Annotated in this window: 23 protein-coding genes; 11 read left to right on the top strand and 12 right to left on the bottom strand. The window is 68.4% G+C overall.

Features of this window, described 5'->3' with window-relative positions; translation table 11 throughout:
* Nucleotides 1-9: 9 nt before the first annotated feature.
* Nucleotides 10-1,215 (bottom strand): CaiB/BaiF CoA transferase family protein, encoded by a 1,206-nt coding sequence (locus OED52_RS14770; protein ID WP_264151612.1) that lies wholly within the window; start codon nucleotides 1,213-1,215, stop codon nucleotides 10-12.
* The gene (locus tag OED52_RS14765) at nucleotides 1,212-1,973 is read right to left on the bottom strand and encodes an IclR family transcriptional regulator (protein ID WP_264151611.1); all 762 of its coding nucleotides are present in this window, start codon (nucleotides 1,971-1,973) and stop codon (nucleotides 1,212-1,214) included. The genes OED52_RS14770 and OED52_RS14765 overlap by 4 nt, the downstream gene beginning before the upstream one ends.
* Nucleotides 1,974-2,134: 161 nt before the next feature.
* Here OED52_RS14765 and OED52_RS14760 point away from each other — a divergent pair, with 161 nt between their 5' ends.
* Together OED52_RS14760 and OED52_RS14755 are read left to right on the top strand one after the other, a co-directional pair.
* Nucleotides 2,135-3,466, top strand: coding sequence for an MFS transporter (locus OED52_RS14760; RefSeq protein WP_264151610.1), 1,332 nt, complete (start codon nucleotides 2,135-2,137; stop codon nucleotides 3,464-3,466).
* 8 nt (nucleotides 3,467-3,474) lie between these two features.
* Nucleotides 3,475-4,896, top strand: a complete 1,422-nt coding sequence (locus OED52_RS14755) for an MmgE/PrpD family protein (protein WP_264151609.1) — start codon at nucleotides 3,475-3,477, stop codon at nucleotides 4,894-4,896.
* Between the two features lie 204 nt (nucleotides 4,897-5,100).
* On the opposite strand, the gene OED52_RS14750 is transcribed toward OED52_RS14755, so the two are convergent.
* The 8 genes from OED52_RS14750 to OED52_RS14715 are packed head-to-tail and all read right to left on the bottom strand — an operon-like array spanning nucleotide 5,101 to nucleotide 10,960.
* Nucleotides 5,101-5,616, bottom strand: a complete 516-nt coding sequence (locus OED52_RS14750) for a flavin reductase family protein (protein ID WP_264151608.1) — start codon at nucleotides 5,614-5,616, stop codon at nucleotides 5,101-5,103.
* Nucleotides 5,613-6,062 (bottom strand): acyl-CoA thioesterase, encoded by a 450-nt coding sequence (locus OED52_RS14745; protein ID WP_264151607.1) that lies wholly within the window; start codon nucleotides 6,060-6,062, stop codon nucleotides 5,613-5,615. The genes OED52_RS14750 and OED52_RS14745 overlap by 4 nt, the downstream gene beginning before the upstream one ends.
* Before the next feature lie 8 nt (nucleotides 6,063-6,070).
* Nucleotides 6,071-6,844, bottom strand: coding sequence for an enoyl-CoA hydratase/isomerase family protein (locus OED52_RS14740; protein ID WP_264151606.1), 774 nt, complete (start codon nucleotides 6,842-6,844; stop codon nucleotides 6,071-6,073).
* Nucleotides 6,845-6,888: 44 nt separating this feature from the next.
* Entirely contained in the window at nucleotides 6,889-7,389 is a 501-nt protein-coding gene (locus OED52_RS14735) for a peptidase associated/transthyretin-like domain-containing protein (RefSeq protein WP_264151605.1), read from the bottom strand.
* An 11-nt stretch (nucleotides 7,390-7,400) separates the two neighbouring features.
* Complete coding sequence (locus tag OED52_RS14730) at nucleotides 7,401-8,186, bottom strand: dioxygenase family protein (RefSeq protein WP_264151604.1); 786 nt, start codon at nucleotides 8,184-8,186, stop codon at nucleotides 7,401-7,403.
* Complete coding sequence (locus OED52_RS14725; protein WP_264151603.1) at nucleotides 8,183-9,409, bottom strand: NAD(P)/FAD-dependent oxidoreductase; 1,227 nt, start codon at nucleotides 9,407-9,409, stop codon at nucleotides 8,183-8,185. The genes OED52_RS14730 and OED52_RS14725 overlap by 4 nt, the downstream gene beginning before the upstream one ends.
* Nucleotides 9,410-9,420: 11 nt before the next feature.
* Nucleotides 9,421-9,729, bottom strand: a complete 309-nt coding sequence (locus tag OED52_RS14720; RefSeq protein WP_264151602.1) for a 2Fe-2S iron-sulfur cluster-binding protein — start codon at nucleotides 9,727-9,729, stop codon at nucleotides 9,421-9,423.
* Entirely contained in the window at nucleotides 9,722-10,960 is a 1,239-nt protein-coding gene (locus OED52_RS14715) for a cytochrome P450 (protein ID WP_264151600.1), read from the bottom strand. Before OED52_RS14715 ends, OED52_RS14720 begins: the two co-directional genes overlap by 8 nt.
* A gap of 363 nt (nucleotides 10,961-11,323) precedes the next feature.
* Between OED52_RS14715 and OED52_RS14710 the strand changes: the two genes are divergently transcribed.
* The 5 genes from OED52_RS14710 (at nucleotide 11,324) to OED52_RS14690 (ending at nucleotide 17,837) form a co-directional block, all read left to right on the top strand.
* Nucleotides 11,324-12,667 (top strand): MFS transporter, encoded by a 1,344-nt coding sequence (locus OED52_RS14710; RefSeq protein WP_264151599.1) that lies wholly within the window; start codon nucleotides 11,324-11,326, stop codon nucleotides 12,665-12,667.
* A gap of 245 nt (nucleotides 12,668-12,912) precedes the next feature.
* A complete protein-coding gene (locus OED52_RS14705; RefSeq protein WP_264151598.1) occupies nucleotides 12,913-14,115 on the top strand; it encodes a CaiB/BaiF CoA transferase family protein in 1,203 nt (400 codons plus the stop codon).
* Nucleotides 14,112-14,885 (top strand): citryl-CoA lyase, encoded by a 774-nt coding sequence (locus tag OED52_RS14700; RefSeq protein WP_264151597.1) that lies wholly within the window; start codon nucleotides 14,112-14,114, stop codon nucleotides 14,883-14,885. Before OED52_RS14705 ends, OED52_RS14700 begins: the two co-directional genes overlap by 4 nt.
* The gene (locus OED52_RS14695; RefSeq protein ID WP_264151596.1) at nucleotides 14,882-16,492 is read left to right on the top strand and encodes a class I adenylate-forming enzyme family protein; all 1,611 of its coding nucleotides are present in this window, start codon (nucleotides 14,882-14,884) and stop codon (nucleotides 16,490-16,492) included. Before OED52_RS14700 ends, OED52_RS14695 begins: the two co-directional genes overlap by 4 nt.
* Nucleotides 16,493-16,556: 64 nt before the next feature.
* A complete protein-coding gene (locus tag OED52_RS14690) occupies nucleotides 16,557-17,837 on the top strand; it encodes an acyl-CoA dehydrogenase family protein (protein ID WP_264151595.1) in 1,281 nt (426 codons plus the stop codon).
* Between the two features lie 181 nt (nucleotides 17,838-18,018).
* Here the strand turns inward: OED52_RS14690 and OED52_RS14685 are convergent, their stop codons facing one another.
* Together OED52_RS14685 and OED52_RS14680 are read right to left on the bottom strand one after the other, a co-directional pair.
* Nucleotides 18,019-19,413 (bottom strand): IS1380 family transposase, encoded by a 1,395-nt coding sequence (locus tag OED52_RS14685; RefSeq protein ID WP_039583925.1) that lies wholly within the window; start codon nucleotides 19,411-19,413, stop codon nucleotides 18,019-18,021.
* Nucleotides 19,414-19,596: 183 nt separating this feature from the next.
* Nucleotides 19,597-20,100 (bottom strand): MarR family winged helix-turn-helix transcriptional regulator, encoded by a 504-nt coding sequence (locus OED52_RS14680; protein WP_264151594.1) that lies wholly within the window; start codon nucleotides 20,098-20,100, stop codon nucleotides 19,597-19,599.
* Nucleotides 20,101-20,284: 184 nt separating this feature from the next.
* Here OED52_RS14680 and OED52_RS14675 point away from each other — a divergent pair, with 184 nt between their 5' ends.
* From OED52_RS14675 to OED52_RS14660, 4 genes are all read left to right on the top strand, one after another.
* Nucleotides 20,285-21,088, top strand: coding sequence for an exodeoxyribonuclease III (locus OED52_RS14675; protein ID WP_264151593.1), 804 nt, complete (start codon nucleotides 20,285-20,287; stop codon nucleotides 21,086-21,088).
* 59 nt (nucleotides 21,089-21,147) lie between these two features.
* Nucleotides 21,148-22,188, top strand: a complete 1,041-nt coding sequence (gene trpS / locus OED52_RS14670; protein ID WP_264151592.1) for a tryptophan--tRNA ligase — start codon at nucleotides 21,148-21,150, stop codon at nucleotides 22,186-22,188.
* 18 nt (nucleotides 22,189-22,206) lie between these two features.
* Entirely contained in the window at nucleotides 22,207-23,238 is a 1,032-nt protein-coding gene (gene yhjD, locus OED52_RS14665; RefSeq protein WP_264151591.1) for an inner membrane protein YhjD, read from the top strand.
* Between the two features lie 83 nt (nucleotides 23,239-23,321).
* Complete coding sequence (locus OED52_RS14660) at nucleotides 23,322-23,561, top strand: LapA family protein (RefSeq protein ID WP_264151590.1); 240 nt, start codon at nucleotides 23,322-23,324, stop codon at nucleotides 23,559-23,561.
* Nucleotides 23,562-23,599 lie beyond the last annotated feature (38 nt).

Genomic DNA, 23,599 nt, shown 5'->3' with positions numbered 1-23,599 from the left:
ATGTGGTGCTCATACTGCGCCCTCCCGGTGGAAGTCTGCGATCTGGTCTGCGCTGAAACCGATCTCGGACAGGATCTCGTCGGTGTGCTCGCCCAGGGTCGGCGGGCGGGTGGCGGGGCCGACGGCCCGGCCGTCGACGTGGGTGGGAAGGCCGAGCACCTGGACGGTGTCGGCGTCTCCGACCGGCATCTCCACCTCGGTGACCAGCTTCCGGTGCCGGATCTGTTCGGAGCGGAGGGATTCCGACACCGGCACGACCGGGGCGGCCGGAACACCGGTGTCGAGGAGGAGTTCGTCCCACTCGGCCGCGCTCTTCTGCTCGAGCGAGATCTCGAGTTCGTCGCGCAGAATGTAGCGGTTGCGCTTGCGGTCCTCGCGGGTGACGAAACGGGGGTCGGAGATCAGCTCCTCCCGCCCGAGCACCTTGCACAGGATCTCGAACTGCTCCTGCTTGTTCGCGGCGATGTTGAGGACACCGTCGGCGGTCCGGAAGGCGCCCGAGGGGGCGGAGGTCATGTTCTCGTTGCCCATGGGTACCGGTTCCTTACCGGTCACGAGGTGGTTGGAGACCACCCAGCCCATGGAGGTCAGTGCGGCGTCCAGCATGGACGTGTCCAGATAGGCGCCGCGGCCGGTGCGGCGCTGCCGGACGATGGCGGCGCACACGGCCATGGCGGCGGCGAGCCCGCCGAAGCTGTCGCAGACGGGGTAGCCGACGCGCAGGGGAGCGGACTCGGCGTCGCCGGTGACGCTCATGATGCCCGACATGCCCTGGATCACCTGGTCGTAGGCGGGGCGGCCGCTCAGCGGACCGGTGGCACCGAAACCGGAGACCGCGCAGTAGATCAGGCGGGGGTTGATCTCCTGCAGGCGCTCCCAGCCGAAGCCGAGCCGCTCGAGAACGCCGGGCCGGAAGTTCTCCAGCAGCACGTCGGCCTCGGCGAGCAACCGCTCGAAGACCTCCTTGCCGCCGGCGGTCTTGAGGTTCACCGTGACGGAGCGCTTGCCGGAGTTCTGGGCGAGGAAGGACACGCCCATGTACTCGGCGCTCAGGTCGGGATCGGCGCCCAGCTGGCGTGCGAGATCGCCGCTGCCGGTGGTCTCCACCTTCACGACGTCGGCGCCGAGGAGTGCCAGCTGGTAGCCGGCGAACGGCCCGGCCAGGACATTGGTCATGTCGAGGACGCGCACGCCCTCGAGCAGGTCGGTGGTCACAGGAATGCCTCCACGGTTCCGAGCCCGACAGCACTGATCTGGCGGGCGGTGTCTGTTACGGCGTCGACGTAGCGCGCGACCCGGTCGGCGGTGAACCGCGACGTGGGTCCGCTGATGGACAGGGCGGCGAGGACGCGCCCGTCGGCGGACACGATCGGCGCGGCGACGGCGGAGGCGCCGAGTTCCCGGTCGCCGTGGGTGATCGCGTATCCCACCTCCCGGGCGCCGGCGGCGCCGTTGCGCAGGTCCGTCGCGCCCTCCTGCTCGGCCAGCGTGTCGAGGACCTCGTCCGGGCACCCGCCGAGCAGGATGCGGCCGGCGGCGCCGGCGACGAGCGGGTACCGCTCGCCGACCTGCACCACGCTGCGGACCGTCGTGGTGCCCTCGACCTGGGCGATCGACACACGGTGCAGGTCCTGGCGGATGTAGATGTTCACGGTCTCGCCGCAACGGTCGCGCAGGTCCGTCATCAGCTGCCGCGCCTCGGCGCCGACCTCCCACATCGCATCGGCCAGCGCGACCCAGCGCAGGAAGGCGGGGCCGACGCTGTAGGTGGTCGAGTCGCCCCGGTTCGCGACGAGGCCCTGCGAGGTGAGCGTGCCCAGCAGGCGCACCACCGTCGACTTGGGCAGGCCGCTGAGCTCGACGAGTTCGCGCAGCGTCCGGACCGGATGCTCGGCGTCGAATCCGTTGAGCAGATCGAACGCGCGGGCCACGCTCCGGACGCCGCCGTCCGTGCCCGTCGATGCCTGTGTCATGCCTGCCACTCTAGATCCACTATACGGTTTGTTCAATCCGTCTGATGGATTCTGGAGCCGTATTGACTTGTCAAGACCAACGTGATTCGATGCGTGACGCATGACACAGACCGTTCTGTGGTTCTTGGCGACCACTCAGTGGTCCTAGGGCTAGGAGGAATATGACCACCAGCGGTGAACTCACCGAAAAGGAGGCCGGGACGGGTGGAAACCCGGCCATGGCACGTCGGGCCGCCTTCGCCGGCGGCGTCGGCACGGTCATCGAGTACTACGACTTCAGCGTCTACGGCTTCCTCGCCCTGACGCTCGCACCGCTGTTCTTCCCCGAACAGGACCCCGCCACCGCGACACTGTCGGCGCTGGCGGTCTTCGCATCCTCGTACCTGGTCCGCCCCCTCGGCGGCTGGTTCTTCGGGATACTCGGCGACCGGCGCGGTCGCCGCTTCGCCCTCGTCGCGACCGTGCTGCTGATGTCGGTCGCCTGCATCGCGATGGGCCTGCTGCCCACCTATCTCGACATCGGCATCTCCGCGACGGTCGCGATCGTCATCGTGCGCCTCGTCCAGGGCTTCGCCGCCGGCGGTGAGGTCGGCGGTGCCGCCACCTACGTCGCCGAGCTCGCACCCGCGGGCCGTCGCGGCGTCTACGGCAGCTCGACGGCCATGGGCGCCACCTTCGGCTTCGCCGTGGCCGCGGCAGTCGTCGGTGTGGTCCGCCTGGGCCTGACGCCCGAGCAGATGCAGTCCTGGGGATGGCGCATCCCGTTCCTGATCTCCGTCGTCTTCGCGGCGCTCGCCCTGTGGGGACGTCTGCGGCTCGAGGACAGCCCACAGTTCCGGGCGTTGGAGGAGAGCCTCGAGGGCAAGACCGTGGAGAAGCGGCCGCTCGCCGCCGTCATCCGCAGCCACCCGCTGTCCGTGCTCCGCGTGCTCGGCATGTCGGTCGCCCTCAACGGCACGGTCTACATCGGCCTGACCTACTTCGGAATCTTCCTGCAGCGCAAGGGGAACATCTCGCCCACCGCGATCGCGTGGATCGCGGCCGCCGGTATCGCCATCGCGGTCGTGACCTTCCCGCTGCCCGGTCTGCTCTCCGACCGGTTCGACCGCAAGCCGGTGCTGATGATCGGCTACGTCGCGCTGGCGCTCGTCGCCTGGCCGGCCTTCTCGATCCTGTCCACGACGAGCAGCATCGCCCTGGCCATCGGGGTCTACGTCGTCTACATGTTCTTCAACGGCTTCGTCCAGGTGCCCACCTACGCCCTCGCGGCCGAGCTGTTCCCGACGAACGTGCGCTACACCGGCATCGCGCTCGGCTACAACCTGGGCACCATCATCGCCGGTGGCACCGCACCCCTCATCGCCGAGATGCTGGTCCAGCGCACCGGCTCGGACACCAGTCCGGCAGGATGGGTGATCCTGGTCGCCGTCGTCGGCCTGGTCAGCGTCGCCACGGTGGGACGGACCGCGTCCAAGGCCCTGCCCCAGTCCTGAGGAATTCCATGAGTATCGACACCGCAACGCGTCCCGCTCCGGACGCACACGAGATCCCGGAGTCCCCGGAACAGCGGATGGCACGGTTCGTCGCCGAGACGCCGCTCACCGCCGTTCCCGAGGACGTGCGGGCGGTCACCCACCAGGTGCTGCGCACGGTGTGCGGCACCGCGATCGCCGGTGCCGCGCAGGACGGAATCGCCGAACTGCGGCAGCTGGTCGTCGCCCAGGGCGGGCGTGCCGAGGCGCGTTCGTTCGTCCACGGCGATCCGCTGCCCGCCCGCAGTGCCGCGCTGCTCAACGGCACCATGGCGCGTGCCCTGGACTACTGCGACACGATGGTCCCGGGTCTGCACATGGGCTCGTCCGTCGTGCCCGCGGCCCTGGCCGCCGCGGAACTGCGCGGCGGATGCAGCGGCGCGGAACTGCTCACCGCGCTGGCCGTCGGTCTCGAGGCCGGGGTCCGGTTCAACCTCACCGAGGAGCAGTACGCCGGTCTCGACCCCACCGGCGTCGCCGGTCTCATGGCCGCCACCGCTGCCGCGGCGCGCGCCGCGGGCCTCGACACCGGGCAGACCCTCCACGCGCTGGCGCTGTCGTTCAACCGGTGTGCGGCGAGCTTCCAGAGCAACGTCGACGCCTCCCTGGCAGTGCGGCTGATCCAGGGTTGGACCGCTGAAACCGCCGTCCAGAGCGTCCAGTTCGCACTGGCGGGACTCACCGGCCCCGACCACTACATCTCCGGCCCGTTCGGCTACGCCGAGCTCTACGCCCACGGCGAGCGGACCCCGGAGTCCTTCGTCGTGGGGCTCGGGCAGGAGTACCACCTCGACGGGATCTTCTTCAAGAAGTATCCGAGCTGCGGTCTCACGCAGGGCGTCACGGAGTCGGCTCTGCTCGCGCTGGAGTCCTTCTCGAAGGACGACATCGAGCACGTCGACATCTTCCTGCCGTCGTTCGCCTACAACCTGATCGGCAAGCCGTTCGAGCCGGGCACCAAGCCCCGGGTCAACGCGCAGTTCAGCGCCCAGTACACGTGCGCGAACGCCCTCGTGCGCGGGGCGTCCCTGCTCGAGCACTTCGAGCCCGAGCGGGTCGCGGAACTCGACGGTTCCGAGATGATGTCGCGGATCGCCGTGCACTTCGATCCGGAACTGACCGGGCACTCGTCGTCGCGCGTCGAGATGCGGACGAAGTCCGGTGGGACGTGGGTGCGCGAGCTGGAGATCGGCCCGGGTTATCCCGGCAACCCCCTCACGCTCGAGGAGCAGGCCCAGGCCTTCGGCGACTGCGTCGGATACGCCCCCTGGAGCCTGTCCGACGAGCAGGTTCGTGCGCTCGAGCACATGACCGCCGATCTGGCGTCCGTGGAGGACGCCCGCAGCGTCGTCGCGGCGCTGATCAGCCCCGAGGCGACCGCTTCGGCCTGATCCGAATCCACCCCCGAAGGCCCGTGCCGGAACCGTCCGGCACGGGCCTTCGGGGTGTGGGGCGGTGCGCGCCGGCGACCGGAACGGGAACTCCTGCCCCGTTCTGCAGCAACGGATTCCGTGGATCCCGGGCATGCGGAAGACCCCCCGGGCGCCGAGGGCGCATCGGGGGGTCTTCCGTACTTCACTTCCGTTCGGGACGGTCTACCGGGTCGCGGTGGCCTCCCGATCGATTCCCGTGAAGCTGCCGAATCCACCGCGGAAGAAGAGCAGCGGTGCGGCGGACCGGTGGATCCGCAGGTCCTGCACCGCGCCGGTGACGAAGTAGTGGTCACCGGCGGGGGTGCAGGACTCCAGTTCGCAGTCGATGCTGCACACGACGTCGGGCAGCAGAGGGCAGCCGTTGCCGGAAGGCGTCCAGTCGAGTCCGTCGAACTTGGTACCGGCAGGGCGCGCCAGTGCCCGGCAGATGTGCTCCTGGTCGTGCGCGAGGACGTTCACGGTGAAACGTCCTGCCTTGCGGATCTCCGCGAAGCTGGCCGACTCCCGGGTGGGGAGGAAACCGACCAGCGGCGGATCGAGGGAGACCGAGGTGAAGGTTCCCACGGTGAGCCCGACGGGTTGGCCGTCGGGATCGAGACCGGCGACGACTGCGACGCCGGTGGGGTGGTGCCCCAGTACGTGGCGGAAGGTCGCCGGGTCGAGCGTGGTGACGCTCATGACGGGACCGCCGCGGTTTCTGCGAGGACGGGGGAGGCGAGCTCGTGGACGGCGTCCGGCCACGGGATCGACTTCCCGCTGGCCCGGTCGGTGTGCACGAACACCGACCGGGAGGTCGCGACCACACGGCCGTCCACCGACATCTCCTGCAGCAGGGTCATCGAGGTACGGCCCACCTTCTCGAGGCGGGTGCCGGTGCGGAGCACGGCGGGGTAGTGGACCTGCCCCTTGAACTCCACGTCCAGCTTGACCAGCGCGAGGATGACGTCGAATCCGACGATCGGCCGGACCTCGTCGGACAGGAAGGCGAAGCGGGCGTTCGCGAACACCTGGGTGAAGGCGGTGTTCCCCATGTGCCGCTGGAAGTCGAGATCGCTGACGCGCAGCGTGTCCTCGACGACGTGCGTGAACGGGACGGGCTGCCCCGCGGTGGTCGGATCCGTCATGGTGTGACTCAGCCTGCCTTCGCTGCCTTGACCGAGGCGCCGAAGTCCTTGAGCGCCTCGGCACGGTACTCGCGCATCTCCTCGTTGGCCTGGCGACCGCGGACGAGGCCCTCCGACAGCGGGAGGTCGGCGACCTGCTGGTAGAGGCGCTTGGTGGCCTGCAGGGAGGTGGGGATCTGCTCGGACAGTGCCTGCGCGACCTTCAGGGCCTCGGCGTACTCCTCGCCCTCGGGCACGACGCGGGTGACCATGCCCAGCTTCGCGGCCTCCTCGGCGCCGACGAGGCGACCGGTGGCGACCAGTTCGAAGCCGGCCTTGCGGCCGAGCTGCTTGGTGAGGTTGGCCATCACCACGGCGGCGACGAGGCCGTGCTTGATCTCGGGGTAGCCCATCTTCACGTTGGCCGAGGCGATGGTGATGTCGCAGGCCAGCGCCAGACCGCAACCGCCGCCGACGGCGTAGCCGTGGATCGCGGCGATGACGGGCTTGGAGATCTCGGGGATGGTCTTGTGCAGCTCGTAGGTCAGCCCGGCACGCGCCTCGACGCGTTCGGTGTTGTCCGGGGTGAGCTCGGCGAACTCACCGGTGTCGGCGCCGGAGCAGAAGGAGCCGCCCGCGCCGCGGATGACCACGGCCCGGATGTCGTCGTCCTTGTCGGCCCCGCGCAGCTCGTCGGTCAGGCGGATGTACAGCGCGCTGTCCATCGCGTTGAGCTTCTTCGGGCGGTTGAGGGTGAGCACCAGGACGTGACCCTGACGCTCGACGAGGAGATTGTCTTCCATGGGGGAGAACACTTTCTGTTCGGGGGAGGAGGGTGCGAACCCGTTCAGTCGAGGGAGAAGAACACCGATTCGCGCTCGCCCTGCAGCCGGATGTCGTACCGCAGATGGCGTTCCGTGTCGGTGGTCTCGGCGACGAGCACCGGCCGACGGTGCTCGGGCACCTGCTGCAGGATCGCGTCGGCGGCGTTGGCCTCGGTCTCGTCGGGGAAGTACATCTTGGTCACCAGCGGGCCGGACAGGCCGCGGGTGAAGATGAAGATTCCCAACTGCGGTGCGAGCGTATGACCGTCGGCGAGCGTGACGGGGGCGGGCTTGCGGACGACGGTGCGGAAGCGGCCTTCGAGAGTGCGCACGCGGCAGGCCTGCTCGTCGCTCCAGAACTCGAGGAACGCGCCGTAGTCGACGTGCTCACCCGCACCGTCGTAGACCGTGCCCTCGATGACGATCGCCTCGGGGTGGTCCTCCGGGACGGTCTCGGTGATCCCGCGGGGTGTCAGTGCGAATCCGAAGAGGGGACCGCAGGTCTGGGCAGGTGTGATGATCATCGGAGCATCCCTCACTCGAACGGTGTCTGGGCGGAACCGCGCAGCACGACATCGAAGCGGTAGCACAACGCGGAGGGGTTCTTGGTGAGCTGTGCACCCGGATCGGTGCGCTTGGGCGGGTAGATGACGGCGCCGCTGCCGTCGACGGTGGGCAGGGTGCGGGAGGGACCGAAGGACTCCGAGATGGAGTTCTCGGGTTCGAGTTTGGCGATCAGGCGTTCCTGGCCGCGCCGGTCGGGGATGGCGTTGATCATGCGGTCCATGCGGATCAGCGGATCGCCCTCGAAGTACATCTGGGTGATCAGGCGGCTCGAGCAGCCGGCGCCGAGTACCGAGAAGTGGATGTGCGAGGCCCGCCAGACGCGTGCACCGTCCTTGAACATCGCCGGGTACGGCCCCGGACGGATCGTCGTGAACCGGTAGTAGCCGCGGGCGTCGGTCAGGCAGCGGCCCGCACCGTAGAAGTTGGGGTCGAGCGGGAAGCCGGACACGTCCAGGGAGTCGCGGTAGCCACCGGCGGAGTTCGCCTGCCAGATCTCCACGAGAGCGTGCTTGACGGGCACGCCGGCGCTGTCGGTGATGTTGCCGTGCACGATGACCCGGGTGCCGATCGGTTCCGCGGCAGCCTGCACCGTGAGGTCGTTGTCGAAGGGGCCGAGCTTCAGCTGGCCGAAGGCCGGACCGGGCCGGTTGTGGAAGAAGTCCTTGTCCAGATGGATCGACTTCTCGAGGGGGACACGAAGCCGGCTGATGGCGGAATTGGAATCCGCCAAGGGAGGATCGAAGGTCTCGATCATGATGCTGCCTCCATTGCTTGTGCGGCGATGTCTCGGATCCCGAGGCTTTCGTTCGCCACGATGTGTCGTGCGGGACTGATGCCGCGATCCATCAGCCGTCGGGCCGTCAGGAACGAGCCCGGGTCGTTGAGGGCCTCCACGGCGAGCAGCTCGTCACCGCGGTAGTGCCACAGGGAGAATCCGCTGCCGTCCTCGGTCCGCCGGGTCACGACGCTGTCGCCGCCGCCGTCGAGCAGGCCGGCGATCTGCAGTTTCACGTCGTACTGGTCGGACCAGAACCACGGAGCGGGGCGCGGCGGGACGTCGCGGCCGGCGATGTGGGCCGCGGCGGCCTTGGCCATGTACTCGGCGTTCTGCACCGATTCGAGCCGCAGCCGTCCACCGCGCCACGCGAAGTTCGCGCAGTCGCCGACGGCGTAGACGTCCGGTGCGCTGGTGCGGCCGAGTTCGTCGACGGTGATGCCGTTGTCGACCCGGACGCCGGCCTCGGCGGCGAGCTCGGCGACCGGTTCGGCGCCGATCCCGACCAGTACCAGGTCGGCGTCGACGCGGGTGCCGTCCGTCGTCACGCCCGCCACCACGCGGCCGTCCACGTCGTCGAACCGTTCGAGTTCGTGGCCTTCGAGGAACTCGACCCCGTTGCCGAGGTGCACGGACCGAAGGTGCTCGGAGACCTGCTCGCTGACGGCGCGCTGGAGTATCCGGCCCCGCTCGACGACCGTGACCTTGCGTCCGAGACGCGCTGCCACGGCGGCGAATTCGAGCCCGATGAAGCCTCCGCCGAGGACGAGCACCGACTTCGCATCGGCGAGCGAGGCCGCCAGGGCGTCGGCGTCGGCGAGGGTGCGCAGCACGTGTACTCCGGTGAGTCCGCCGGCCAGCGGTTCCGGCAGCCGGCGGGCACGCGTGCCGGTGGCGATCACGAGATTGTCGTAGGGCACCTTCGTGCCCCCCTCGCACACGACCACCCGGGCGTCGACGTCGATGGCCGTGACCCGCTCGCCGGTGCGCAGCTCGACCTCCGGTGCGCGGCCGCCGAGAGCCAGGTGCTCCGGCCCGATCTCGCGCAGCAGGTAGCGCTTGGACAGGGGCGGGCGCTGGTAGGGGACGGCCGGTTCGTCGCCGATCACGGTGATCGGGGCGTCGTATCCGGCGGCACGCAGCGCCGTGGCGGTGGTGTGACCCGCCTGTCCGCCACCGACGATGACGGTTCCGTGGTTCATGACGGTGCCTCTCAGGCCGAGGGCACTTCGACGACGATGCCGTCGATCTCGGGGCGGGCGACGATCTGGCAGCTCAGCCGGCTGGTGGCCCGGCGCGGGACCTCGGCGAACTCGAGCAGGTCCTCTTCGACCGGACCGGGCTCGCCGGTGGCGTGCTCGGACTCGACGTAGACGTGGCAGGTCGCGCACATCATGCCGCCGCCGCACTCGCCGACGATGCCGGGCACGCCGTTGGCGACGGCGGCCTCCATCAGGTTGATGCCGTCGGCGACGTCCGCGGTGATGCGCTCGCCGTCGGCGATCCAGGTGACCTCAGCCATTTTCGGAACCTCCAAGCCGGACCTTCAGACTCAGCGGGCCGCGGTGGGCCATCGTCGGGGTCCAATCGAGTTGTTGACCTTCGACCAGGCTCATGCCGGGGAAGGCGCTGACGAGTTCTTCGAGAACGATCTTCAGTTCGGCACGTGCCAGGGGAGCGCCCATGCACACGTGGATGCCGTAGCCGAAGGACAGATGTTCCCGGGAGTTGGGACGGTGGATGTCGAAGACCTCGGGGTTGTCGAACCGGTCCTCGTCGTGGTTGGCGGACGCCAGGCTGAGCAGCACCTTGGCGCCGGCCGGGATGGTGACGCCGCTCAGTTCGACGTCTTCGAGGGCGAGCCGCCGCCAGGTCATGACGGGCGTGCTGTGCCGCAGGACCTCTTCGATCGCCTTGGGGATCAGGGTCGGATCGGCGACCAGCTCCTCCCAGGCCTCGCGGTGTTCGAGGAGGGTGAGGATGCTGATGGTCAGGCCGTTGGTGACGGCCTCGTGACCGGCGAGCAGCAGGGCGAAGACCAGGCAGACGATCTCGTTCTCGGTCAGGATCTCGTCGTCGCCGTCACGCAGTTCCAGCAGTTTGCTGGGGTAGTCGTCGCGCGGGGAGACCTTGCGGTCCTCGACGATCCGCCGGCAGAACTGGAAGAAGTCGTTGAGCTCGTGACCGGCGTCGATCATCTCCTGCTCGGTGAGCTTGCCCCAGATCATGGTGGCGCGGTTGAGTGCCCAGCGCTTGATCTGCAGCGGGTCCACATCGTCGACGCCGAGCAGCATGAACACCACGCGGGCGGGCATCTCGTGGGTGAGCGCGGCGACGATGTCGACCTCGTCCTCACCGCGGGCGGCCCGCTCGCGCAGGTCCGCGATGTAGTCCTGGACCAGGGCACGGACGCGCGGTTCGATCTCGCGGTAGCGGCGGGGGTTGAGGAACTGGCCGGCGCTCTGCCGGATCCGGGTGTGCCGGGGCCGGTCGGTGTTGGACTGCACCGGTTCGACGGTGAAGTCGTTCTCCGCGAGGAAACGGGTGAGTTCCTCGGGGTAGGGCTTGAGCGAGGTCAGCACGTTCGCGGCGGAGAACCGCTCGGTGTCCTTGAAGACCGCGAGGACGTCCTCGCGCCGGGTCACGACCCAGTAGTCGGTCTCCGGGTTGTAGAAGACCGGTGCTTCACGGCGGGCACCGGCGAGGAACTCGTAGGTCCCGTCGTGATCGAACGGCTTGAAGCCGCTGGTCACGGGGCACCGTGCGGCGGTTGTGCCTTGTTCGTCGGTGACAGTCATCGGTCTGCACTCTCTCCCCGACGGCCGGACGCGTTCCGTGCTCGGGACCACATCCGACCGTGTTTGTTGTGTCGTCAACAGGTGATCGGAAGTGTGTCGGGGGTTTGATGATTTGTCAACAACCTCTCGTGAAAGCCCAGGAAAGCGGGAAAATCGGGCACCCGTGTTGACAAGTCAATGGGTCGTACGTCACCGTTGTGGTCCAGGTCACCGGATCGCGTCGAACCGATTCCGTGGGCGTTCCCGGTGGGTACGCGCACGTCGAAGTCCGTTCGCCGGGGGTGACTTTCGTAATCCCACTCATTCGAGAGGACTCCTATGGGAGCAAACCGGACACCCGAACTCGCCGAGACCGCGGTCCCGGCGGGTACCGGTGCGACGTCGGGTATGAACGCGGAACGTCGCCGGGTCGCGTTCGCAACGCTCGTCGGTACCACCGTCGAGTGGTACGACTTCCTCGTCTACGCGCAGATCGCCGCCCTGGTCTTCGGCGAGCTGTTCTTCAGTGGCCTGGGGCAGTGGAGCCAGCTCACCGCGCTCGCGACGACGGGCGTGAGCTTCATCTTCCGTCCGCTCGGCGCCATCCTCAGCGGTTACCTCGGTGACCGCTTCGGCCGGCGGATCGTCCTCGTGCTCACCCTCGGCCTGATGGGTCTGGCGACGACGCTGGTCGGCCTGCTGCCGACGGCCGCGTCGATCGGCATCGCGGCCCCGATCCTGCTCATCGCGCTGCGATGCCTGCAGGGCCTGTCGGCCGGTGGCGAGTGGGGCGGCGCGGCCATGCTCGCCGTCGAGCACGCCGGACCCGGACGTCGTGGGCGCATGGGTGCGTTCCCGCAGATGGGCATGCCGCTCGGCATGATGCTCGCCATCATCGTGATGGCCGTGGTCAACGCCGTGGTGGGCAAGGAGGCGTTCGACGACTGGGGCTGGCGTATCCCGTTCCTGCTCTCGGTCGTGCTCGTCCTCGTGGGTCACTTCGTGCGGTCCCGGGTCGCCGAGTCGCCGGTCTTCGCCCAGCTCGAGGAGGCGCACGCGACGGCCAAGACCCCGCTGCGCGAGCTCGTGCGCCACAACTTCGGCACGGTGCTCACTGCGGCCGGCACGGTCGTGGGCAACATGGCCGCCGGGTACATGATCGTCGGTGGTTTCGCCCTCGCGTACTCGACCAAGACGCACGGGCTCGAGCGCAACGACGTGCTCGTCTGGCTCGTCGCGGCCACCGCGGTGTGGATCGCGTGCACCTACATCGGTGCGTGGTGGAGCGACCGGGCGGGCCGCCCGATCGTCTACCGGGTGGGTTACACGATGCTGTTCGTGATGCTCCTGCCGCAGTTCTGGCTGCTCAGCTCGGGCACCCTGCTGGGCACCGGCCTGGCGGTGGTGACCCTGGCGATCCCGCTGGGCCTGACCTACGGTCCGCAGTCGGCGCTGTTCGCCGAGATGTTCCCGGCGAAGATCCGCCTGTCCGGTGTGTCGCTCGCCTACGCGGTCGGTGCCGTCTTCGGCGGCGCCTTCGCGCCGACGATCGCCGAGGCGCTGACCAAGAACTTCGACTCGGTCATGGCGGTCGCGCCGTACCTGATGGTCATGGCTCTGGTGAGCCTGGGCGTCGCGTTCCTCATCCCCGACAGGTCGAAGGAATCCCTGTCCTCCCACTGAGCACGGGTACCTCGTAACAACGCCGGCGTCGGCGGTGTGGTCTTCGGGCCCCATCGCCGGCGTCGGCGTGCTCTTTTGTTGATCCCCAGCAGATTCCGGTCGTGAGACACGAATCCGTATCGGACCGGACTGTGGTGTTGACAACTCAACAACTATCTCGTCAAGATGCTGTTGACAGAACAACAACTCGACACGGAGGTCGCGCAAGACGTGGGCGACCGAGCCGCGAGTCGTAGGAGGAAGCTGTGGAGAATCAGCAGGACGGCAGCAACCGGGAAGCCGGAGCGAACACTCCGCTCGGGATGCTCCCGGGACTGAAGGTCGTGGAGATGGGCCAGAACCTGGCCGCTCCGTACGCCTCGTTGATCCTCGGCGATCTGGGCGCCGACGTCGTCAAGGTCGAGAAGCCCGGCGGCGACGACGCGCGTGGCTGGGGTCCGCCCTTCGTCGGCGACAGCTCGGTGAGCTTCCACATGATGAACCGCAACAAGAAGTCCGTGGTTCTCTCCCTCGACGACGAGAACGACTACAAGGCGTTCCTCGATCTCATCCGCGAGGCCGACGTCTTCATCCACAACCTGCGCCCCGGTGTCGAGAACAAGCTCAAGGCCGACGCCGAGACCCTCATGGCCGTCAACCCCCGCCTCATCTACTGCTCGATGTCGGCCTTCGGCCACACCGGCCCGATGGCGGACCGACCCGGCTACGAGCCGCTCCTGCAGGCCTTCTCGGGCATGGTCGCCATCAACGGCGACCCGAGCGGCCCGCCCTCGCGCGTCGGGCCGTCGGTCGTCGACCTCGGCACCGGCATGTGGTCGGTGATCGGCATCCTCTCGGCCCTGCTGCAGCGCCAGGAGACGGGCCTCGGCAGCGAGGTCAGGACCTCCCTGCTCGAGACCGCCGTCAACTGGGCCGGCCGCCACATCGCCGACTACGGCGCCACCGGCAAGATCCCGCCGCGCGTGGGCACCGGCCACAACTCGCTCACGCCCTACGGCGCGTTCGAGGCGTCGGACGGCCCGTTCATCATCGCCGCCGGAAACGACCGCCTGTTCGTCAAGCTGGCCGGTGCCCTGGGCCACCCGGAATGGCCGAGCGACCCGCGGTTCACCACCAACGCCGCCCGCACCGAGAACCGCCCGGTGCTGCTGCCGATGATCTCCGAGATCGTTGCGGGCGCCACGGTCGACGAGTGGATCGAGCAGCTCGAGAAGGCGGGCGTGCCCTGTGCCCCGATCAACTCCATCCCGCAGGTGCTCGAGCACCCGCAGACCGCCGCGATGCAGATGATCCTCGAGGCCGACGACGAGCGGCTCAAGCTCACCGGTCTGCCGCTGAGCATCAACGGCACCCGCGCGGGCTTCGGCACCGAGGCGCCGTCCCTCGACGCCCACCACGACGAACTGGTCGGTGACACGACCGCTACCGATACGGGAGAAGACAAGTGAGCCAGCCGGTCACGCACATCGCGACCTCCGACGAGTCGTCGATCACCGTCCGCGGCAAGGACCTCTGCGACGAGCTGATGGGGCACCGCTCCTTCACGGAGATGATCTACTTCCTCTCCGTCGGCCGCATGCCCTCCGCCGAGGAGGCCCGCGTGCTCGACGCCTGCCTCGTGACGCTGATGGAGCACGGCTGGGTACCGACCTCGATCATCACCCGCCTCGTCGCCGACAGCGTGCCCGACGACGTGCAGGTCGCCATCGCCGCCGGTCTGCTGTCCGTCGGCCCGGTCTTCGCCGGCACCATGGAGGGCTGCGCCGAGATCCTCGTCGAGGGCATCCGCAGCGGCGAGGACACCCAGGTCTACTGCAAGCGGGTCGCCGAGGAGTTCGTCGGCGCCAAGAAGGCGATCCCGGGCTTCGGGCACCGCCTGCACAAGCCGGACGATCCGCGGGCGCTGCGGCTGCTGCAGATCGCCGAGGACAACGGCCTGCGGGGACAGTACGTCGACCTGCTCCTGACACTCGGCCGTGCGGTCGACGACGCCCGCGGCGGCCGGCACCTGACCATCAACGCCACCGGCATGATCGCCGCCCTGTTCCTCGAGATCGGCATCCCGCTGAAGGCGGCCCGCGGCATGGCCGTGGTCTCTCGCGCCGGCGGCCTGCTCGGTCACGTGGTCGAGGAGTTCAACGAGCCCTCGGCGCGGAAGATCTGGCAGCTCACCCGTGAGGGCATCCCCTACTCGGCTCCGGAGGAGACCCAGCAGTGACCACCCTCGAGGCCGACGCCTACACCCCGGCCGAAGTGCTGGCGCTCTACCCCGAGCACGACGGCACCCTGCCCGGTCTCGTTCGCAGCCGCGTGCAGGTCGATCCCGAACGCGAACTGCTCGTGTGCGGCGAGCGCTTCCGGACCGGGGCGCAGGTCCTCGACGCGGCCGGTCGCCTGGCCGCCTACCTGCGCGGTCGCGGGGTCGGGGAGGGCGACCGGGTGCTCGTCATGGGCCGCAACAGCGACTGGCACGTGCTCGCGCTGATCGCCGCCGCCGGCCTCGGCGCGATCTTCGTGCCGGTCAACCCCGACTTCAAGGTCGAGGAGGCCACCTACGTCCTGCGCCAGTCCGGCGCCGGTGCCGTGCTGTGCGACGACCACGCCGCGGCGACCGCGGAGGCCGCCCGCGCCGAGGTCGACCACGAGGTGTGGATCGCCCGGCTCGGCGACCACCTCCTCGCCTCCGATCCGATTCCGCTCGGCGGTGATCCCGATGCCCCGTGCGTCATGATCTACACCTCCGGCACCACCGGTTTCCCGAAGGGCGTGCTGCACTCGCAGAAGAGCGTCATCGCCGCGGGGGAGGGCTTCGTGGAGCGGGTGCGGTTGCAGCCCCACGACCGGGTCCTGGCCATCCTCCCGCTGTTCCACGTCAACGGCCTGCTCTACTCGGTGGCCGGTGCGCTCGCCGCCGGTTCGGCGCTGCTGGTGGAACCGAAGTTCTCCGCCTCGGGCTTCTGGTCGACGGTCATGCGGCTGCGTGCCACGCAGACCAACATGATCGAGGCCATCAGCGCGATCCTGCTCAACCGGCCCGAGAGCGAGTACGTCCCCGAGCACGGGCTGCGCAAGGTCTACGGCATCCGGCACGCCAGCATGAAGGCGTTCCGCGACCGTTTCGGCGTGCCGCACCTCGTGGGCGGTTACGGCATGACGGAGATCCCCGGCATCCTCGCCACCCCCTACGACGGCGAGACCTCGCCGGGCAGTATGGGCCGGTTGTGCCGGCATCCCGACCCGTCGCGTCCCTGGGCGGAGTGCCGCATCGTCGACGACAACGGCGCCGACGTCCCCGAGGGCACGGTCGGTGAGCTGTGGGTGCGTACCCCGCTGGTGATGCTCGGCTACTTCCGCGAACCCGAGCAGACCGCCGACGCCTTCGAAGGCGACTGGTTCAAGACCGGCGACCTGGTCCGCAAGGACGAGGACGGCTGGTTCTACTTCGTCGCCCGCAAGAAGGACATCATCCGGCGGCGCGGCGAGAACATCTCCGGCGCCGAACTCGACCGGATCGTCGCCGAGCATCCGCAGGTGGTGCTCGCGGCCGCGATCGGGGTCCCCTCGGAGATGGGCGACGAGGACATCCTCGTGGTCGTCACACCCCGGGACGACGCCGAGGTGACCGAGCAGGAGATCGCCGACTTCTGCAGCACCCGCCTGGCCCACATCAAGCGGCCCCGCTACGTCCTGTTCACCCGGGACATGCCCCTCACCCCGACCGGGAAGGTCGCCAAGCACCGCCTCAAGGCCGACGCCACCTTGCGCGAGCGTGCCTGCGAGGTCGACACCTCCTCCTCAGAACAGCCCCGTCCCGTCGCGGGCTGACCACGCCATCGTGCCCGGCGGCAGCACCGCCCGGCCGCCGGCCGATGAAAGAAAGGAACGAGCCATGACCGAGACCGTTCTCGCCCCCCTCCGCGGCGGACAGGACCAGGACGACGCCATGATCTCCCAGATCACCCCGTTTCTGGTGGGGGACTTCAGCTCCTCGCTGATGGTTCAGCGCGCCCGGGACCTCGTCCCGACGCTCAAGGAGCGTGCAGCACGACAGGCACAGCACGACCGGATTCTCCCCGAGACGATCGACGATCTGCAGCGGGCCGGCTTCTTCCAGATGCTGCAGCCGCGGGCCTTCGGCGGCCACGAGCTCTCGCCGATCGAGTCGTTCGAGGTGACCTCGATCCTCGCCGAGGGTGATCCCTCCGTCGGCTGGGTGCTCGGCGTGGTGGGCATCCACCACTTCCACCTCGGCTTCTTCGACGAGCGCGCCCAGGCCGAGGTGTGGTCGTCGAACCCGAAGACCCTGGTGAGCTCGCCGTACGCGCCGCAGATCGCCAAGCGCGTCGAGGGCGGCTTCCGACTGTCGGGCCGCTGGTCGTTCTCCTCGGGCAGCGACTACTGCGACTGGGCCCTGCTCGGCGCCAACATCGAGGGCGAACCCACCCCCGGGCCCGGCCCCGTCGGCAGCCACGTGCTGCTGCTGCCGCGCGAGGACTACGAGATCGTCCACAACTGGGACGTGTCGGGTCTGCGCGCGACCGGCAGCAACGACATCATCGTCGAGGACGCCTTCGTCCCGGACCACCGCAGCCTGACCTGGAACGAGGTGCACGACCGGACCGCTCCGGGCCTGGCGCTGAACACCGGCCTGCTGTTCGAACTGCCCTTCTTCCAGGTGTTCTCGCGTGCCACCCAGGCCCCCACCGCGCTCGGTGCGCTCAAGGGCATGGCCGACGCACTGGTCGACTTCATCCGCGCCAAGGGCCGCAAGGGCGTGAACCCGGCGGTCTCGTTGGCCCTGGCCGAGGCGTACTCGTTCGTCAGCGAGGCCAAGGGCCGGTTGTACGCGAACTACGGCGCGGTGATCGCCGAGGCGGCCGGTGGCAACAAGGTGAGCCCGGAACGCTTGGAGGAGTTCCGTTTCCAGTCGGCGTACATCCCGGCGCGGGCGGCCCGCTACGGCACCGAGCTCTACCGCGTCGCCGGTGGTACCGGTATCTACAACAAGCACCCCTTCGGCCGGTACCTCACCGACCTGATGGCCACGCAGACCCACGCCATCAACGACTTTCAGGGACGGTCGGTGGACTGGATCGGCCCGATGCTCGACGGTTCGGGAATCTTCGGCACGAACCCGCCCGGTGTCGTGCGCACGGCGAACGGTAACTGAGAACAGTTAGCCTCAATCTTTCGCGCGGACCGCGTGCCGGCCTGAGCGGTCTCGGATTGGGTGTGGAAACCGTGGATCCGGCGTGCATCCACGGTCGACTGCCCGACACGGTCGGGTGGCGTCGGGGTCCACGGCCCCGGAAATCGTGTCCTTTCGTCTCGATGAAACTGGTACATGCAGGTCACGCAGGCGCAGGTAGCGCTGCGAGCCGGTTCAGGCTGGCCACGAGAAGATCGACATCCGGAGCTGTCGCAGCCAGTCGCAGACGAACACGGCGGGCATGCCGGGCGATCTTCCCGGCGATCGACAGCAACCGCAGCCGCAGCCGTTTCGGTTCCCACCGCCGCGCTGGAACCTCGGTCAAGGCGAGCATCTGCATCCACGCGAGCAGCTCGCATGCCAGTTGCACGAGCGCCAACCAGATGCGGTTCTGGTCGAAACCGTGCAACGGAAGATTCTGCAAGCCGGTGGCTTTCGCTGCCCGGATCCGGTCCTCGCACCGAGCCCGTCGCCGATGCCGCAACTCCAGATCTGGCAGCTGACCGCGGCGGGTGTTCGTCACGAACGCGGTCAGGCGTAGGCCGTCGCGGTCGGTGAACCGCAACTGCGCACCGGGGTGTGGGCGCTCCTTCCGGACGATCACCCGCATGCCTTTCGGCCAGGTGGACAGGTCGAGTAGGTCGGTGATCTCGGTGATCCAGGCACCGTCGCGGACCTGCCCGTCGGCGTCGTAGGCCGGGGTCCATGCCTGTTCCGGAACCAGATCGATCGCGTCGGCGTGGGCGTCGGTCAACCCGAATCCGATCGAGTACGATAGGCGACGCTTGGTGAGGTACTCGATCAGGTGGTGGGTACCGCCGGCGCCGTCGATACGGACCAGTACCTTCTTCCCGACCCGGTATGCCGGGTCGAGCGGCAACTGTGCGAGTGCGTCCTGCACCACGGTGATGTGATCGGAGGCGGTGTTCGATCCCGAGTTACCCGGCCGCAGCAGCATCGCGACGGGTTCACCGGTACCGCCGGTGCCGTGGTCGACGAACGCGCACAACGGATGGAAACCGAACCCTCGCTTGAACGTCGGGGCGGCCTGTTCCTTCTCGGAATGCGCGGTGACCAGGGTGGCATCGATGTCGAGGACCAGCGGATGCGCTTCGTCGATGGCATGGTCGGGAGCCGATGTGCCGGCAGCGGCCCAGGCGTGGGAGCGGGCGGTGGCGCGGGCCCGGTCGATCGCGGCCAGTGCGGTGTCGGTGTCGGCGGCCAACCTGCTGATCAGGCGGGAGACGGTCGGGTCGGAGGCCACCGCACCGAACAGTTCGGGGTGAGCGCGCAGTTGTGCGATGTCGGCGAGGCAGTCCCCACCGAGTGCGAGGGATACCGCGAGGTCGAGGACGATCTTGCCGGGATCGTGTCGGGTCAACGGCTTTCGATACGGTGCGAGTTCGGTCGTCAATGCCGTGGCAAGTCCGGTTTTCTCCGCGGTGCGCAGCAGCAGGACGGCTCCGGCATGCGACACGAGGCCGGTTCCGGTGGCTGATGCGGACAGGTGGGGATAGGGGGACGTAGACTTGCTCACCGGAATGGTGCTCCTCGAACTGGGACTGATTCAACCTTCGCAAGTCGAATTATCCCAGCTCAGAGCATCATTCTTCGTGATTGACACGGGTTTCCGCTCAATCGGCATGAATGCCCGAGGTTAGCGGGCAACATATTCCGGAATAATCGGGTCGGGCACCGTCACGGTGCCCGACCCGATTCGTCATTCGAGGAAGTTGTCGACGTTCTCGCGGAAACGTCGCAGCAGGTCGTTGAACGTGTTCACTTCCTCCGGGGTGAACCCGTCCAGGGTCCGTTTGTGCCGCTCGATCGCGTCCCGGAGGATCCTGTCGTGCAGTTCGTATCCGGCCGGCGTCAGGTGCCACAGGCGGCTGCGCGGATTCGTCCCGTTGGCCTTGGCCTCGGCGAGACCGAGCTTCTCCAGTTTGCTCAGCGCACGGCTCACCGCGCCCTTGTCGTAGCCCACGGCGGGGCTGGCGGCGGTGACCGGGACGTCGGGTTCCTTGCACAGCATCACGAGCATGCGCCAGTCCATGGCGCTGATGCCGTAGGTGTTCTGGTAGTGCCTGGAGGCGATCCGGTTGAAGCTGTTGGCGGCCCACACGAGAAGGACGGTGGGATTGTCGTTCAGGTTGAGGGATGCGGAACTCGTACCGTCGCCGCTTGTGACCTCCTCGACGAAGAACCTGTCGAGTGCGTCCGTCATACGGTGCCCTTTCGGTTTCGGCGTGAACGGTGTCACGTCCAGCCGGACAAGGTAATGCATCTTGCATCGTCAACAACAGTCTAGGGCGAAAAGCCGGGATTCGAAGCCCCCGTACCACTGTCGCTCCGCCGGGTGGACCGGTGCGCGCGACGAACGGCCCGACCGCATCGGTTAACGTGACCCGGTGCCTCTCGTCATCACCACCGTGAACGTCAACGGCGTGCGCGCCGCCGCCACCAAGGGCCTCGTCGACTGGTTCGCCTCCACGACCGCCGACATCGTGTGCCTGCAGGAGGTGCGTGCGACCGAGAAGCAGTTCCACGCCGCGATCGCCCCCGTGCTCGAGGCCGGCTGGCACTGTGCGGGCGCCGAGGCGGCGACCAAGGGCCGCGCCGGTGTCGCGATCCTCTCCCGCGTGGCACCCGACGCCGTGCGCGTCGGCTTCGACGTCGACGAGTTCGCCTCGTCCGGACGCTACATCGAGGCCGACTTCGGGGACGTCACCGTCGGCAGCCTCTACCTGCCCACCGGGGAGGCGCAGACCCCGAAGCAGGACGAGAAGGAACACTTCATGAAGAGCTTCGCGGCCTATCTCGCCGAGCGGTACGCCGAGGCGACCGCCGCGGGCCGCGACATGGTGGTGTGCGGCGACTGGAACATCGCCCACACCGAACGGGACATCAAGAACTGGAAGGGCAACGTCAAGAAGTCCGGCTTCCTGCCGAACGAGCGCGCCTGGGTGGGTGAACTCCTCGACGCGGGCTGGCGCGACGTGGTCCGCGACCTGCACGGGGACGTGCCCGGCCCCTACTCCTGGTGGTCCTACCGCGGCAAGGCCTTCGACACCGACGCCGGCTGGCGCATCGACTACCACCTCGTGACCCCGAAGCTCGCCGACCGGGCCGTCGAGGCCCGCGTCGAGCGCGCGGCGAGCTACGACCGGCGGTGGTCCGATCACTCACCCGTCACGGTCACCTTCGACCGGTAGCGACACACCGCCCTACCTCGGTGGCAGCGCGGCCGAGGCTGCGTGGAATCATCGACTGCATGTCGAGCACTGCAGAACAGAACACCACGAAGCCGAAGGCCCGCCCCCGTGTGCTGTCCGGCATCCAGCCCACCTCGGACTCGTTCCATCTCGGGAACTTCCTCGGGGCGCTGGCACAGTGGGTTCCCGCGCAGGACGAGAACGACGCCTTCTACTTCATTCCCGACCTGCACGCGATCACCGTTCCGCACGAGCCCAAGCTGCTGCGCAAGCGCACCCTCGTGTCCGTTGCGCAGCTGCTCGCCATCGGCATCGATCCCGAGAAGTCCGTTCTGTTCGTGCAGAGCCAGGTGCCCGAGCACGCCGAACTCGCCTGGGTCCTGAGCTGCATCACCGGTTTCGGTGAGGCCAGCCGCATGACGCAGTTCAAGGACAAGGCCGCCAAGCAGGGCACCGAGCACGCCGGTGTCGGCTTGTTCACCTACCCGATCCTCATGGCCGCCGACATCCTGCTCTACCGCGCCAGCCACGTGCCGGTGGGGGAGGACCAGCGTCAGCACCTCGAACTCACGCGAGATCTCGCGCAGCGCTTCAACTCCCGCTTCGGCAAGACCTTCGTCGTGCCCGAACCGATGATCGTGAAGGAGACCGCGAAGATCTACGACCTGCAGGATCCGACCTCGAAGATGAGCAAGTCCGCGGCCACCGACGCGGGCCTGATCAACCTGCTCGACGATCCGAAGGTCTCCGCCAAGAAGATCCGCTCCGCGGTCACCGACAACGAGCGCGAGATCCGCTTCGACCGCGAGAACAAGCCCGGCGTGTCGAACCTGCTCACCATCCAGTCGGCACTGTCCGGACGCAGCATCGACGAACTCGTCGCGGGCTACGAGGGCAAGGGCTACGGCGACCTGAAGGCCGACACCGCCGAGGTGCTCACCGAATTCGTCACCCCCATCCGCGCGAAGGTCGACGAGTATCTGACCGACCCGGCGGAGCTCAACCGCATCCTCGCCCACGGTGCCGAACGGGCCCGCGAGGTCGCCTCCCGCACATTGGCGCAGGTCTATGACAAGGTGGGTTTCCTGCCGCGCACCTAAGACCTGAGGAGAGACCGGATGGCGGGCGAGCCCGACGACGACAAGCGGAGTTTTCTCGACCGTCAGCGGGCCGCCCATCCGCTACTCGGTCGTGTGCTCCGGGCCGCGAACCGCTACCAGGAACGCAAGGGCGACTACTACGCCGCCGGCCTCACCTACTTCACGGTGCTGTCGATCGTGCCGATCATCATGGTCGTGTTCTCGATCGCCGGTTTCGTCCTGGCCGGACGGCCGGAACTGCTCGACGACATCCGCTCGATCATCGAGGAGAACATTCCCGGTGAACTCGGCGGCACCGTGGAGGACCTGATCGACTCCGCGATCCAGTCCCGTGGCGCCGTCGGTGTCATCGGCCTGCTCACCGCTGCCTACGCGGGTCTCGGATGGATCTCGAACCTGCGCGACGCCCTCACCGCGATGTGGGACCACCCCCGGCCCAAGGGCAACTTCGCCGTCGTCAAACTCCGCGACGCCGGCGCGCTGCTCAGCCTGGGGCTGGCGATGGCCGTCTCGCTCGGCCTGTCCGCGCTCAGCAGCGGCTCGGTCGCACCGCGCATCGTGCGCCTGCTCGGCATGGAGAACCTCGTCGGGGTCGGTGTCGGGCTGCGGGTGCTCGCGCTCGTCGTTGCGGTACTCGCCACGACGATCGTCTTCACCTGGGTGATCGCGCGGCTGCCCCGCGAGCCCGTGACCTTCCGGAGCGCCCTCGTCTCCGGCGCGATCGCCGCGATCGGCTTCGAACTGCTCAAGCAGGTGGGTTCGTACTATCTCGAACGGGTCCTCGACGGTCCCGCCGGTGTCGCCTTCGGCCCGATCCTGGGCATCCTCGTCTTCGGGAATCTCACCGCCCGCCTGGTGCTGTTCTGCACCGCCTTCGCGGCGTCCTCCCACGAGACCCTGGCGCTGGCGCACCGCCCCGCGCCCCAGGCCGCGGTCATCACGCCCCGGCTCGTCGTCAAGGAGGGCATCGACGCGCGCCGCGGCCTGGCCCTACTGGGCGCGGGCCTCGTCAGCGGTCTCCTCGCCGGGGCCCGGTTCCGGCGTCGCTGACGCGTCGCCGTGGGGTGAAAAGCCGTGGGGTGAAAAACCGTCTCACCCTGGCGGATCGAGGGTCGGTGAACCAGGATGGGCTGGTGAGCAAGAAGACGACGACCCTCGAGTCCGGCCGATCGATCGGCCCGCTGCAGATCACGCCCCGCACGATTGTCGCGGCCCTGCTCGTGGTGGCCGCCGCGGTGTTCATCCTGCAGAACCGCAACAGCACCAGCATCGACCTGCTGTGGATCTCCGTGCAGGCGCCGCTGTGGCTCGTGCTCGTCGTCGTCTTCGCGGCCGGATGGCTGGCGGGTACCCTCTTCCGCCGCAAGCGGTAGACGGCTGCACCGGCCTCGTCCACATCTCACTCGGTTCG

Source organism: Rhodococcus sp. Z13 (genome assembly GCF_025837095.1).
GTDB lineage: Bacteria > Actinomycetota > Actinomycetes > Mycobacteriales > Mycobacteriaceae > Rhodococcus > Rhodococcus sacchari.
Note: the sequence above shows the minus strand (reverse complement) of the source record. Positions and strands in the feature narration are given on the sequence as shown.

Bases quoted from the DNA above. Each gene is read 5' to 3' on its own strand.
- OED52_RS14765 (WP_264151611.1), bottom strand. From the start codon at position 1,973: ATGACACAGGCATCGACGGGCACGGACGGCGGCGTCCGGAGCGTGGCC.
- OED52_RS14760 (WP_264151610.1), top strand. From the start codon at position 2,135: ATGACCACCAGCGGTGAACTCACCGAAAAGGAGGCCGGGACGGGTGGA.
- OED52_RS14755 (WP_264151609.1), top strand. From the start codon at position 3,475: ATGAGTATCGACACCGCAACGCGTCCCGCTCCGGACGCACACGAGATC.
- OED52_RS14750 (WP_264151608.1), bottom strand. From the start codon at position 5,616: ATGAGCGTCACCACGCTCGACCCGGCGACCTTCCGCCACGTACTGGGG.
- OED52_RS14745 (WP_264151607.1), bottom strand. From the start codon at position 6,062: ATGACGGATCCGACCACCGCGGGGCAGCCCGTCCCGTTCACGCACGTC.
- OED52_RS14740 (WP_264151606.1), bottom strand. From the start codon at position 6,844: ATGGAAGACAATCTCCTCGTCGAGCGTCAGGGTCACGTCCTGGTGCTC.
- OED52_RS14735 (WP_264151605.1), bottom strand. From the start codon at position 7,389: ATGATCATCACACCTGCCCAGACCTGCGGTCCCCTCTTCGGATTCGCA.
- OED52_RS14730 (WP_264151604.1), bottom strand. From the start codon at position 8,186: ATGATCGAGACCTTCGATCCTCCCTTGGCGGATTCCAATTCCGCCATC.
- OED52_RS14725 (WP_264151603.1), bottom strand. From the start codon at position 9,409: ATGAACCACGGAACCGTCATCGTCGGTGGCGGACAGGCGGGTCACACC.
- OED52_RS14720 (WP_264151602.1), bottom strand. From the start codon at position 9,729: ATGGCTGAGGTCACCTGGATCGCCGACGGCGAGCGCATCACCGCGGAC.
- OED52_RS14710 (WP_264151599.1), top strand. From the start codon at position 11,324: ATGGGAGCAAACCGGACACCCGAACTCGCCGAGACCGCGGTCCCGGCG.
- OED52_RS14690 (WP_264151595.1), top strand. From the start codon at position 16,557: ATGACCGAGACCGTTCTCGCCCCCCTCCGCGGCGGACAGGACCAGGAC.
- OED52_RS14680 (WP_264151594.1), bottom strand. From the start codon at position 20,100: ATGACGGACGCACTCGACAGGTTCTTCGTCGAGGAGGTCACAAGCGGC.
- trpS (WP_264151592.1), top strand. From the start codon at position 21,148: ATGTCGAGCACTGCAGAACAGAACACCACGAAGCCGAAGGCCCGCCCC.
- yhjD (WP_264151591.1), top strand. From the start codon at position 22,207: ATGGCGGGCGAGCCCGACGACGACAAGCGGAGTTTTCTCGACCGTCAG.